General features: G+C 70.5%; 10 protein-coding genes. 6 read left to right on the top strand and 4 right to left on the bottom strand.

The window, feature by feature from the left end:
• Nucleotides 1-88: 88 nt before the first annotated feature.
• A complete protein-coding gene (locus ACIRC0_RS23495) occupies nt 89-496 on the bottom strand; it encodes a rodlin (protein ID WP_403618664.1) in 408 nt (135 codons plus the stop codon).
• Between the two features lie 255 nt (nt 497-751).
• Here ACIRC0_RS23495 and ACIRC0_RS23490 point away from each other — a divergent pair, with 255 nt between their 5' ends.
• The 4 genes from ACIRC0_RS23490 (at nt 752) to ACIRC0_RS23475 (ending at nt 3084) form a co-directional block, all read left to right on the top strand.
• Nucleotides 752-1162, top strand: coding sequence for a rodlin (locus ACIRC0_RS23490; RefSeq protein WP_403618661.1), 411 nt, complete (start codon nt 752-754; stop codon nt 1160-1162).
• A gap of 361 nt (nt 1163-1523) precedes the next feature.
• Nucleotides 1524-1715 carry a chaplin gene (locus ACIRC0_RS23485; RefSeq protein WP_403619087.1) on the top strand — a complete coding sequence of 64 codons (192 nt, stop codon included), beginning with the start codon at nt 1524-1526 and terminating at the stop codon, nt 1713-1715.
• Nucleotides 1716-1875: 160 nt separating this feature from the next.
• On the top strand, nt 1876-2541 hold the full coding sequence (locus tag ACIRC0_RS23480; protein WP_403618658.1) for a chaplin: 666 nt from the start codon (nt 1876-1878) through the stop codon (nt 2539-2541).
• Nucleotides 2542-2883: 342 nt separating this feature from the next.
• A complete protein-coding gene (locus tag ACIRC0_RS23475; RefSeq protein ID WP_200417496.1) occupies nt 2884-3084 on the top strand; it encodes an AlpA family transcriptional regulator in 201 nt (66 codons plus the stop codon).
• A 107-nt stretch (nt 3085-3191) separates the two neighbouring features.
• On the opposite strand, the gene ACIRC0_RS23470 is transcribed toward ACIRC0_RS23475, so the two are convergent.
• Nucleotides 3192-4235 (bottom strand): zinc-dependent alcohol dehydrogenase family protein, encoded by a 1044-nt coding sequence (locus tag ACIRC0_RS23470; RefSeq protein ID WP_403618654.1) that lies wholly within the window; start codon nt 4233-4235, stop codon nt 3192-3194.
• 245 nt (nt 4236-4480) lie between these two features.
• On the opposite strand from ACIRC0_RS23470, the gene ACIRC0_RS23465 reads away from it, so the two are divergent.
• Nucleotides 4481-4720, top strand: a complete 240-nt coding sequence (locus ACIRC0_RS23465) for a heavy-metal-associated domain-containing protein (RefSeq protein WP_263230015.1) — start codon at nt 4481-4483, stop codon at nt 4718-4720.
• An 86-nt stretch (nt 4721-4806) separates the two neighbouring features.
• Nucleotides 4807-7071 carry a heavy metal translocating P-type ATPase gene (locus ACIRC0_RS23460; RefSeq protein WP_403618651.1) on the top strand — a complete coding sequence of 755 codons (2265 nt, stop codon included), beginning with the start codon at nt 4807-4809 and terminating at the stop codon, nt 7069-7071.
• Between the two features lie 883 nt (nt 7072-7954).
• On the opposite strand, the gene ACIRC0_RS23455 is transcribed toward ACIRC0_RS23460, so the two are convergent.
• Together ACIRC0_RS23455 and ACIRC0_RS23450 are read right to left on the bottom strand one after the other, a co-directional pair.
• Nucleotides 7955-9244, bottom strand: coding sequence for a citrate synthase (locus tag ACIRC0_RS23455; RefSeq protein ID WP_403618646.1), 1290 nt, complete (start codon nt 9242-9244; stop codon nt 7955-7957).
• A gap of 259 nt (nt 9245-9503) precedes the next feature.
• Nucleotides 9504-11780: an ATP-dependent RecD-like DNA helicase gene (locus tag ACIRC0_RS23450; RefSeq protein ID WP_403618643.1), complete on the bottom strand. Its 2277-nt coding sequence runs from the start codon at nt 11778-11780 to the stop codon at nt 9504-9506.
• Between the last annotated feature and the right edge of the window lie 280 nt (nt 11781-12060).

Here is a 12060-nt window from a genome sequence, read left to right as displayed (position 1 = left end):
CCGGAGCCGAGTGGCCGGGGCGCATACGAAGGAGCGGCCCGCCGAATCGCTCGGCGGGCCGCTCCTTCGTGCGCCGGATGCGCCGGACTCAGCCGTTGTTGGTGCCGTTCGCGGACAGGACCGGAACGTCGTCCAGGATGTGCGACAGCGGCTCGTCGCCCTTGGCCTGGGTGGAGTTCTCGGTGCACTGCTGGTTCTGCGACGCCGACAGGACCGGGACGTCCTGGACGCCGACCGGCACCAGACCGACCAGCGAACCGGCGTTGACCTTCGCCGGCAGACCGACACAGGGCTTGTTCAGCGAGCCCTGGATGAGCGCCATCTGGGGGCTCATCGTGCCGTAGGTGGCCGAGTTGCCGTACTGCTGCGTCGAGGTGTTGCCGTTGGTGGACGTCGTCCCGGTGTCGTTGCCGACCGCCAGCGCCTGGGGAGCGGCCGCCGCCGAGACGCCCACCACGGAAGCAGCGACCGCCGCGGCGGCCATGAACCTCTTCATCACTTGCTAGTCCCTTCTGGAGAAACCCCGTCCACCGGAGCGCTCTGGACAACTGCCGCACGGTGTCATGGTTGCTCCCCTTCACTCCGATGGCCGATATCGCTCCGGCGCAAGCGGATACGTATGCCGGGCGCGTATTTCCAGAATTACTGCCCGCGGAACGGGTCCGACCGGGTGAACGGCCGCAACCAATTCGAGGGTTCCGGGTTGGTCGCAGAGCAGGAACACGTGTCTTCTGTCAGGAAAGGAACCTACATGTTCAAGAAGGCGATGGCCGCGGCTGCGGTCGCGGCTTCCGTGGTGGGTGTCTCGGCGGCGGCCGCTCCGCAGGCCCTGGCGCTCGGTGACGACACCGGGACCACGTCCACCAACTCGAACACCGTCTCGGAGTCGTTCGGCAACGCGGCGACCTCGGGCGCCATGAGCCCGCAGCTGTCCCTGGTGCAGGGCTCCCTGAACAAGCTCTGCCTCGGTGTGCCGGCCAAGGCCAACGCCGGTTCGCTCGTCGGTCTGGTACCGGTCGCCGTGCAGGACGTCCCGGTCCTGTCGGCCCCGCAGAACCAGCAGTGCACCGAGAACTCCACCCAGGCCAAGGGCGACGAGCCGCTGTCGCACATCGTGGACGACGTTCCGGTCCTGTCCGCGAACGGAACCGGCAACAGCTGACCGCCTTCGCGCACCGGCCGGCCGCCCGCTTCGGCATCTTCGGGCGGCCCGGACGCGGGCGGTTGTCGGCATATTCTTCTTTTTCCGGCCTCCTCTCAAATGGCTTTCGATCGCCCGAAGTCACGCGGCCGACCCGCCCCGCCTTTCGTGTGTATTCACGATCGGCGTTCGGGTGAATTGCGCGGCGGTCCGTGCCAGGGAGTTGCTTTAGCCGTCTATTCCTCGTTTCACAGATGCAGGTCGTGCGGCGAGCCGTTTCAAGCCGCGCTCGCTCGGTTTCGGCCGTCACAGGGGCACGACCGCACAGAAGGGAAACTCCGTGAAGCACAAGAAGAGCGCCGCCGTCGTGGCCGGCGCCATCATGGCTCTGGGAATGGCCGCGCCGGCCATGGCGGACTCCGGAGCCGAGGCGTCCGCGACCAACTCCCCGGGTGTCCTGTCCGGGAACGTCATCCAGGTTCCCGTGCACGTGCCCGTCAACGCCTGCGGCAACGGCCTCAACATCATCGCGCTGCTGAACCCCACGTCCGGCAACGCGTGCTCCAACACCTGACGCCATGGCCGCGCGCGGCTGAGGTCGTCGCACACCAGCCGTCCGGCTGCGTCACGGCCGGCCTTGGACTGCTCTTCTCGGTTCCAGGGCCGGCTTTACCACTTCTCCCACCTCTACCAGCAGGAAGACAACGAGATTGCGACAGACCCTGAGCAGGGGAATGGTCGCGGCAGCCGCCGCGACGGGCATCCTGTCCCTGTGCGGCAGCCCGGTGTTCGCCGACTCGACCGCCGACGGCTCGACGTCCGGATCACCGGGCCTCGCGTCCGGCAACACCGTCCAGGCCCCCGTGAACGTCCCCGTCAATGTCTGCGGCAACACGGTCAACGTGATCGCCGTGCTCAACCCGGCGTTCGGCAACGCCTGTGCCAACGGCCGGGGCGCCACGGCATCCCCTGCACCCGTGACCCCCGCCCCCACTCCCACCGTCCCGGTGCAGACGCCACCGCGCGGCAACGGTTCCGGCACCCCGACCACCCCGCCCGGGTCCGGCACCACCACCCCGCCGGGGTCCGGCACCACCACCCCGCCCGGGTCCGGCACCACGAACCCTCCGGGCTCCGGCGCGACGCCCCAGACGCCGGGCACCGGGACGACCCCGCCGGAAGGAACGCTGCCGCCGCAGGGAACGCTGCCGCCCCAGGCAGGTGTCCCGCAGGCGAACATCCCGCGGGCCGGCGTGCAGCCCGTCGCGGACTCGCACACCCTGCCCGCCCTGGCCGAGACCGGCAGTGAGGGCCTCCTCGCGGCCTCGGCCGTCAGCGTCGCGATGCTGACCGGCGGGCTCATCCTGTACCGACGGGGGCGGGTCACCTCCCGCCGGTAACGCGCCGGGTGCCGGGCGTCCCGCGTCCGGCACCCGTGCCGTCGTTCACGCACCACTCGTCAGTTCACCGCCCAGGGGCGGCGTCCACTCCGGGCGCCGCCCCTGGGCCGTTCATCCGAAGCACTCCCGCTCCGATGCACCACCCGTGTCACAAAGGACTCCCTCCGGTCACTCATGTCCCGGCTGTGCGGGCTTTCTGTCACAGCCGGTTCACAGGGCCTTTCCCACGTGCGCCGCGGGTCGTTGACCCGGCACAGGCTTTGTGATCGCCAGCGCGGGCCCGGCTCCCCCGACGACCTCCCCTCGGTCGCCGCCGTGGCGTGCGCGAGGAGGTGCTTGAAGATGACCGACCGTCGCCTCTGGTCCTACAAGGAGATCGCCGCCCACATCCGCGTGCAGCCGGACACCGTCAGGTCCTATCGCAAGCACGGGCTGCTTCCACCACCGGACCATGTGGAGGGCGGAAAGCCCTACTGGTACGCCGACACGGTCCGGGCCTGGGTGGCCTCCCGCCCGGGCAACCGAGGCCGCGGAGAGCCCTGACCGCTCCCCCGGTGCCTCCGAGCGGCCCGTCCCGGCCGGGGCGGGCCACTCGGCTGTCGCCGCCGGTGGCCGGCCGGCTCAGCGGTCGCCGCCGGTGGGCGGCCGGCTCAGCGCCACGGCTCGACGACCGTCACTCCCTGCCCCGGTGCCGTACCCATGGCCGCCAGCGCCTCGGGCGACGCGGCGAGCGGGATGGCCGACGTGACCAGGAGGTCGGGGCGCACGGCGCCGGACCGGACCAGTTCCAGCATCGGCGGATACGTGTGCGCCGCCATGCCGTGGCTGCCGAGGATCTCCAGTTCCAGGGCGATCGCCCGCGACATGGGGACGGGGGTGGTGCCGTCGGGGGAGGGCAGCAGGCCGACCTGGACGTGGCGTCCGCGGCGGCGCAGTCCGTTCACCGACGCGGCGCACGTCGCCGGGGAGCCGAGCGCGTCGAGGGAGACGTGGGCGCCGCCGCCGGTCAGGGTGCGGACCGCTTCGGCCGTGTCGTCGGTGCCCGTCGCGTCCACACACTCCGCCGCGCCGAACTTCCGTGCCAGCTCAAGAGCCTGGGGCGACACGTCGACGGCCACGACCCGCGCCCCCACGGCCGCCGCGATCATCACCGCCGACAGTCCGACGCCCCCGCAGCCGTGCACGGCGACCCACTCCCCCGCGGCCGGCCGTCCCTGCTGGACGACCGCCCGGAACGCCGTGGCGAACCGGCACCCGAGCGCCGCCGCCGTCCGGAACGACATCTCCTCCGGCACCGCGACCAGGTTCACGTCCGCGTGCTCCAGCGCCACGTACTGTGCGAAGGACCCCCAGTGCGTGAACCCCGGCTGGGTCTGCCGCTCGCACACCTGCTGGTCGCCCGCCGCACAGGACGGACAGCTGCCGCAGGCGCAGACGAACGGCACCGTGACCCGGTCGCCGGGCCGCCAGCGCGTCACCCGGGCGCCGACCGCCTCGACCACGCCGGCGAGTTCATGGCCGGGCACGTGCGGGAGTGTGACGTCCGGGTCGTGCCCCATCCAGCCGTGCCAGTCGCTGCGGCACAGCCCCGTCGCCTCGACCCGCACCACGGCCCCGTGCTCGGACGGCTCCGGGTCCGCCACCTCGCGCACCTCGGCCCGCTCCCCGTACCGCTCGAACACCACCGCACGCATACGACCGCACCCTCCGCCATGTCCGCGATCCCTGCCCCGGAGATCGTCTCCTGCCGAACGGTAGTGCCCCGCCCGTGTGCCGTCCCTGGGCCACCTCCCCGCCCTCCGCACCAAGGTGCGGTCCCCGCTGACGGCGGCCGAACGGTACGCGCCCCGCCGATGCGCCCGCCTCTCATCGTCAGGTACCCCCAGGGGGTATAGTGGGATTCTCGTAAGCCCCACACGCCTCCCTGAGGAGTAATGCCATGACCGCGCAGACCGACACCCCGGGTTCCGTGACGACCGTCTACAAGGTGAGCGGGATGAGCTGCGGGCACTGTGAAGGGTCCGTCTCCGGCGAGATCTCCGGCATCGACGGCGTCACCTCCGTCACCGCCGTCGCGTCCACCGGCGAGGTCACGGTCGTCTCCGCCGCCCCCCTCGACGACGAGGCCGTGCGCGCCGCGGTCGACGAGGCGGGCTTCGAGCTCGTCGGCAAGGCCTGAACCACCGGCATCGCCCACCGCACCAGGCCGTACCGACCAGCTGATACTGGCTCCGTACGGCCCGGTCCGTTGTCTGGAGTCCGGACATGACCAGCACCACAGCACCAGCCCCGATAAACGACACGACCGCGCGTTCCGAGGTCGAGCTCACGATCGGCGGCATGACCTGCGCCTCCTGCGCGGCCCGTGTCGAGAAGAAGCTCAACCGGATGGACGGCGTCTCCGCCACGGTCAACTTCGCGACGGAGAAGGCGAAGATCTCCTACCCCGAGGGGATCGAGGTCGCCGATCTGATCGCCACGGTGGTGAAGACCGGCTACACCGCCGAGGAACCCCCGCCGCCGCAGCCGGAACGGCCCGCCGGGACCGAGGAGCCCTCGGGGCTCGACGAATACCCGGAGCTCGCCTCTCTCCGTCAGCGCCTGACCGTCTCCGCGCTGCTCGCCCTGCCCGTCGTGCTGCTCGCGATGGTTCCGGCCCTGCAGTTCGACAACTGGCAGTGGCTCTCGCTCACCCTCGCCTCCCCCGTCGTCGTATGGGGCGGACTGCCGTTCCACAAGGCGGCGTTCACCAATGCCCGGCACGGCGCGGCCACCATGGACACACTCGTCTCGGTCGGTACGCTCGCCGCCTTCGGCTGGTCGCTGTGGGCGCTGTTCTGGGGGCACGCGGGCATGCCCGGCATGCGCCACGGCTTCGAGCTCACCGTCTCCCGTACGGACGGGGCGTCCACGATCTACCTCGAGGTGGCCGCCGGCGTCGTCGCGTTCATCCTGCTCGGCCGCTACCTGGAGGTCCGCTCCAAGCGGCGCGCGGGCGCGGCCCTGAAGGCGCTGCTCGAACTGGGCGCGAAGGACGTCGCGGTGCTGCGGGAGGGACGTGAGGTACGCGTTCCGGTGGCGCGGCTGGCCGTCGGCGACCGGTTCGTGGTGCGACCCGGGGAAAAGATCGCCACCGACGGGACCGTCGTGGAGGGCGTCTCCGCGGTCGACGCGTCCATGCTCACCGGCGAGTCGGTGCCGGTCGATGTGGCGGTGGGCGATTCCGTGACCGGCGCGACCGTGAACGCCGGGGGCCGGCTGGTGGTCGAGGCGACCCGGGTCGGCGCGGACACCCAGCTCGCGCGGATGGCACGGCTCGTGGAGGACGCGCAGAACGGCAAGGCGGAGGTGCAGCGCCTCGCGGACCGCATCTCCGGGATCTTCGTGCCCGTGGTGCTGCTGATCGCGCTCGGCACCTTCGGGGTGTGGCTCGGCGTCACCGGGGACACCGTCGCCGCCTTCACCGCGGCGGTCGCGGTGCTGATCATCGCCTGCCCGTGCGCGCTGGGCCTCGCCACCCCGACCGCGCTGATGGTCGGCACGGGCCGCGGCGCCCAGCTCGGCATCCTGATCAAGGGCCCCGAGGTGCTGGAGTCCACACGGCGGGTCGACACCGTGGTCCTGGACAAGACCGGAACGGTGACCACCGGCCGGATGACGCTCCAGGAGGTGTACGCCGCCGAGGACAGCGACGAGAAGGAGGTTCTATGGCTCGCAGGGGCCCTGGAACACGCCTCCGAGCACCCGATCGCCCGGGCGGTCGCGGAAGGCGCTCAGCAGCGCCTCGGCGCCCTTCCCGCGCCGGAGCGCTTCGAGAACGTGCCCGGGCTCGGCGTGCGCGGCCGCGTCGAGGGACACGAGGTCACGGTGGGCCGCTTCCCCGGCGTCCTCCCGGAGCCGCTGGCCCGCGCGAAGGCCGGGGCCGAGACGGAGGGACGTACGGCCGTCGTGGTCGTCCGGGACGGTGTGGCACTGGGTGTCGTCACCGTGGCCGACGCGATCAAGGAGACCAGCGCCGAAGCCGTACGGGACCTGCGCGCGCTGGGGCTGCGGCCGGTGCTGCTGACCGGGGACAACCGGGCGGTGGCCGAGGCGGTGGCGCGGGCAGTCGGCATCGACGCCGCGGACGTGATCGCCGAGGTGCTGCCCGAGGACAAGGTCGGCGTCGTCCGGCGGCTCCAGGGCGAGGGGCGGACCGTCGCCATGGTCGGCGACGGCGTCAACGACGCGGCCGCCCTCGCCACCGCCGATCTGGGCCTGGCCATGGGCACCGGGACGGACGCGGCGATCGAGGCGAGCGATCTGACGCTGGTGCGCGGGGACCTGCGGGTGGCCGCGGACGCGATCCGGCTGTCCCGGCGCACGCTCGCCACGATCAAGGGCAACCTGGCGTGGGCCTTCGGGTACAACGTGGCCGCCCTGCCGCTGGCCGCGGCCGGCTTCCTCAACCCCATGATCGCGGGTGCGGCCATGGCCTTCTCGTCGGTGTTCGTGGTCACGAACAGCCTGCGGCTGCGGGCGTTCTCGTGAGGGGCCGCGGGGACACCGGCCTGTGGCGCGGTTCCCGGGACGGGGCGGTAAGAGTCCCTCTAGAGTCGGAAGCGAGCCTCACATAAGCTCTTCACAAGGCCCGCGCATCATCCTTACGCTGGGGCTTCGATCAACGTGTCGTGGCTCTTGCGCATTTTCAGGACGTGCGCAAGAGACACAGATCACAGTGACGTGAACGTAACCAGCGGAAGGGTTCGTGGGTCTAAGTTGGCGATGTCGGAAGCGTCTTGGGGGGCGCGACTGGCATCTGGGGATGTCTTGGGGGACGTCCCCGGGAAACTGCGTTGCCGGGGCACGTACATCGGGGAGCTTTGAGCGGCCCTCCCGTCCGTACGCGTCCCGGCAGACCGCACCGCAGTGGTACGCCGAGTTCTGCTCGTTTTGCTCACAGCGATTCAGGCGCTGTCCCGCAGACGCCCGGCCGGATCCCGTGGGGGGAATCCGCACCGGGACATGGGAAGGCGCCCTGGTCGTCGGCCCGTGGGGGGACCGGCGCCAGGGCGCCTTCTGCTTGTCCAGCTCCGTCACCGACGCTCACGCCACACGGGCGAGTGAGCCGAAGGGGCACGCCGGCGTCGAGGGTGCGAACGCGCGGAGGCCCGAAGGGCTGAGCACGATCGCGGTCTCGACACCGGCACCGAGCGCCCCGGAGGCGAACCGAGCCCTGAAAAAGGGGTCAGCGCTCCTCGACCGGCACGAAGTCGCGCTCGACCACGCCCGTGGCCGTGCTGACCCGGGGGACACCCCCCGGCCCCCCGGCCGGCCCAGAAGCCACGCGCCCCATGCCAGCAGGCCGACCGGAGCCGGAAGAAAGCGACCGGCAACGGGGCGCCAGCGACCTGGCGCCCCTCACCGGCAGCTGTCAGCGCTCCTCGACCGGCACGAAGTCGCGCTCGACCACGCCCGTGTAGATCTGGCGCGGGCGGCCGATGCGGGAGCCCGGCTCCTTGATCATCTCGTGCCACTGGGCGATCCAGCCCGGCAGGCGGCCGAGGGCGAACAGGACCGTGAACATCTCGGTCGGGAAGCCCATGGCGCGGTAGATCAGACCGGTGTAGAAGTCCACGTTCGGGTAGAGCTTGCGCTCGACGAAGTAGTCGTCGGACAGCGCGTGCTCCTCCAGCTTGAGCGCGATGTCGAGGAGCTCGTCCTCCTTGCCCAGGGCGGAGAGGACGTCGTGCGCGGCGGCCTTGATGATCTTGGCGCGCGGGTCGAAGTTCTTGTAGACCCGGTGGCCGAAGCCCATCAGGCGGACGCCGTCCTCCTTGTTCTTCACCTTGCGGATGAAGGTGTCGACGTCGTTGCCGGAGTCGCGGATGCCCTCGAGCATCTCCAAGACGGACTGGTTGGCGCCGCCGTGCAGCGGGCCCCACAGCGCGTTGATGCCGGCCGAGATCGAGGCGAACATGTTGGCCTGCGAGGAGCCCACCAGGCGGACCGTGGAGGTCGAACAGTTCTGCTCGTGGTCGGCGTGCAGGATCAGCAGCTTGTCGAGCGCGGAGACGACGACCGGGTCCAGCTCGAACTCCTGCGCGGGGACCGAGAAGGTCATGCGCAGGAAGTTCTCGACGTAGCCGAGGTCGTTGCGCGGGTAGACGAACGGGTGGCCGATCGACTTCTTGTAGGCGTACGCGGCGATCGTCGGGAGCTTGGCGAGCAGACGGATGGTGGAGAGGTTGCGCTGCCGCTCGTCGAACGGGTTGTGGCTGTCCTGGTAGAAGGTGGACAGCGCGGAGACCACCGAGGACAGCATCGCCATCGGGTGGGCGTCGCGCGGGAAGCCCTTGTAGAAGTTCTTGACGTCCTCGTGCAGCAGGGTGTGCTGCGTGATGTCGTTCTTGAAGGCGGAGAGCTCGTCGACCGTGGGAAGCTCGCCGTTGATCAGCAGGTAGGCGACCTCCAGGAACGTGGAGCGCTCGGCCAGCTGCTCGATCGGGTAACCGCGGTACCGGAGGATGCCCTCCTCGCCGTCGAGGTAGGTGATGGCGGATTTGTAGGCGGCGGTGTTGCCGTAGCCGCTGTCCAGGGTCACCAGACCGGTCTGGGCGCGGAGCTTCCCGATGTCGAAGCCCTTGTCACCGACGGTGCTGTCGACCACCGGGTAGGTGTACTCGTTGCCGTCGTACCGCAGTACTACAGAGTTGTCGCTCACGTCTTCCCTCACCGACGTAGTGCCTCATCTTCGAGGTGCCCTGACTGTCTCTACCATCCCCCATTTGGCGCAGGAGAGTGCACTCGGGGTCGGCCGTTGGGCTCATCGGCGGCACTGAGTGCCGTCAACCTGCTCATCCTGCCCCCGTCCGACCCGTTCCGGAAGTGCTCTGTGACCTTCGCGACTCATTTGATCGATCATTTTTTTCGATGACCGGGGCGGGCGGTGGCGGGGGCCCTAGGACGGGAGGGGCTCAGCTCTACAGGGGCCGCGGCGACAGCCTGAAGTCCAGTGCCGTGCAGCGGCGGCCGGCCGACACCGTGCGCACCGCCTGCCCGATCGCCTTGCGTGAACCGACGAGCACGACCAGCTTCTTGGCCCGGGTTACCGCGGTGTAGAGCAGGTTCCGCTGGAGCATCATCCAGGCTCCGGTGGTGACCGGGATGACCACCGCCGGATACTCGCTGCCCTGGGAGCGGTGGATCGTCACCGCGTAGGCGTGGGCCAGCTCGTCGAGCTCGTCGAACTCGTACGCCACCTCCTCGTCCTCGTCCGTCAGCACCGTCAGGCGCTGATCGACCGGGTCGAGCGCGGTGACCACGCCGACGGTGCCGTTGAAGACACCGTTCTTCCCCTTCTCGTAATTGTTGCGAATCTGGGTCACCTTGTCGCCGACACGGAAGACGCGGCCGCCGAACCGCTTCTCGGGCAGGTCGGGGCGGGCGGGCGTGATCGCCTGCTGGAGCAGACCGTTGAGGGTGCCCGCGCCGGCGGGTCCGCGGTGCATGGGGGCGAGCACCTGCACGTCACGGCGCGGGTCGAGGCCGAAACGGGCCGGGATCCGCCGTGCCGCCACGTCCACGGTGAGCCGTCCGGCGGCCTCGGTGTCGTCCTCGACGAAGAGGAAGAAGTCCTTCAGGCCGTCGGTGAGGGGGTGCTGTCCAACGTTGATGCGGTGCGCGTTGGTGACGACGCCGGACTGCTGGGCCTGGCGGAACACGCGGGTCAGCCGGACGGCCGGGATCGGGCTGCCGTCGGCGAGCAGGTCCCTCAGGACCTCGCCGGCGCCCACGCTCGGCAGCTGGTCGACGTCGCCGACGAAGAGGAGGTGGGCGCCGGGCGGCACGGCCTTGACCAGCTTGTTGGCGAGCAGCAGGTCGAGCATGGAGGCCTCGTCCACGACGACCAGGTCGGCCTCGAGCGGGCGGTCCCTGTCGTACGCCGCGTCGCCGCCGGGCTTGAGCTCCAGCAGCCGGTGGACGGTGGATGCCTCGGCGCCGGTCAGCTCGGACAGGCGCTTGGCGGCGCGTCCGGTGGGCGCGGCGAGCACGACCTTGGCCCTCTTGGCCCGGGCCAGCTCGACGATCGACCGTACGGTGAACGACTTGCCGCAGCCGGGCCCGCCGGTGAGGACGGCGACCTTCTTCGTGAGCGCCAGCCGTACGGCCTCCTCCTGCTCGGGCGCGAGGTCGGCGCCCGTACGCCCCTTGAGCCAGCCCAGGGCCCTGTCCCAGGCCACGTCCCGGAAGCCGGGCATCCGGTCCTCTTCGGTGCGCAGGAGGCGCAGCAGCTGGGCGGAGAGGGAGAGTTCGGCGCGGTGGAAGGGGACGAGGTAGACGGCGGTGACGGGGTCGCCTCCGTCCGGGCCGGGCACCTTCTCCCTTACGACACCGGGGTCGTCCCCGTCCTCGGGAGGTGCCGCCAGCTCCGCGAGGCACTCGATGACGAGGCCGGTGTCGACCTGGAGGAGCTTGACGGCGTCCGCGATGAGCTGCTCCTCCGGGAGGTAGCAGTGCCCCTGGTCGGCGGACTGCGACAGGGCGTACTGCAGGCCGGCCTTGACGCGCTCCGGACTGTCGTGCGGGATGCCGACGGACTGGGCGATGCGGTCGGCCGTGAGGAAGCCGATGCCCCAGACGTCGGCGGCGAGGCGGTAGGGCTGGTTCTTGACGACGGAGATGGAGGCGTCGCCGTACTTCTTGTAGATGCGGACGGCGATGGAGGTGGACACCTCGACGGTCTGCAGGAAGAGCATGACCTCCTTGATCGCCTTCTGCTCCTCCCAGGCGTCGGCGATCTTCTTGGTGCGCTTGGGGCCGAGGCCGGGGACCTCGATGAGCCGCTCGGGCTCCTCCTCGATGATCTTCAGGGTGTCCAGCCCGAAGTGCTGGGTGATCCGGTCGGCGAAGACGGGGCCGATGCCCTTGACGAGTCCGGACCCGAGGTAGCGGCGGATGCCCTGGACGGTGGCCGGGAGAACGGTCGTGTAGTTCTCCACCGTGAACTGCCGCCCGTACTGGGGGTGCGACCCCCAGCGCCCCTCCATCCGCAGCGACTCGCCCACCTGCGCACCGAGGAGCGCACCGACGACGGTGAGCAGATCACCACCGCCGCGACCGGTGTCGACGCGGGCGACGGTGTATCCGTTCTCCTCGTTGGCGTACGTGATCCGCTCCAGGACGCCTTCGAGTACGGCCATCCGCCGCTCGTCGGCTCCGTCACCGGCCTGCCTTGCGCTGGTCGCCTCCTTGGTCATGGGGCGACGGTATCGCTGGGGTGTGACAGGCAGCGGCAAGGGCGCCGCGGTCACGATCATTGGCCCATGGCGCGTTCACGCAAGGCAGTGAGGGCGGTAACACGCGGTTCCGCGGACGGGTCCACGTGGCCCGCATCGTTCTCGTCTGGCAGGGCAGAGAGTTCAGCGAGGGCTGAGGAGGGGGACAGACCATGGTCGTGGGCGGCGCGCAGGCGGTCCAGCCACACCAAGCCTGCCCGATACGTCACGTCGTCGCCTACGTCTAGTGGCTCGAAGCTCG

Source organism: Streptomyces sp. NPDC093984, assembly GCF_044764595.1.
Lineage (GTDB): Bacteria > Actinomycetota > Actinomycetes > Streptomycetales > Streptomycetaceae > Streptomyces > Streptomyces cynarae.
The sequence above is the reverse complement of the archived record's forward strand: the minus strand, read 5'-3'. Positions and strand labels throughout refer to the sequence as shown.

Coding starts and splice junctions, on each gene's coding strand:
- ACIRC0_RS23485 (WP_403619087.1), top strand. CDS start 1,524: ATGGCTCTGGGAATGGCCGCGCCGGCCATGGCGGACTCCGGAGCCGAG.
- ACIRC0_RS23490 (WP_403618661.1), top strand. CDS start 752: ATGTTCAAGAAGGCGATGGCCGCGGCTGCGGTCGCGGCTTCCGTGGTG.
- ACIRC0_RS23475 (WP_200417496.1), top strand. CDS start 2,884: ATGACCGACCGTCGCCTCTGGTCCTACAAGGAGATCGCCGCCCACATC.
- ACIRC0_RS23465 (WP_263230015.1), top strand. CDS start 4,481: ATGACCGCGCAGACCGACACCCCGGGTTCCGTGACGACCGTCTACAAG.
- ACIRC0_RS23450 (WP_403618643.1), bottom strand. CDS start 11,780: ATGACCAAGGAGGCGACCAGCGCAAGGCAGGCCGGTGACGGAGCCGAC.
- ACIRC0_RS23470 (WP_403618654.1), bottom strand. CDS start 4,235: ATGCGTGCGGTGGTGTTCGAGCGGTACGGGGAGCGGGCCGAGGTGCGC.
- ACIRC0_RS23460 (WP_403618651.1), top strand. CDS start 4,807: ATGACCAGCACCACAGCACCAGCCCCGATAAACGACACGACCGCGCGT.
- ACIRC0_RS23495 (WP_403618664.1), bottom strand. CDS start 496: ATGAAGAGGTTCATGGCCGCCGCGGCGGTCGCTGCTTCCGTGGTGGGC.
- ACIRC0_RS23480 (WP_403618658.1), top strand. CDS start 1,876: ATGGTCGCGGCAGCCGCCGCGACGGGCATCCTGTCCCTGTGCGGCAGC.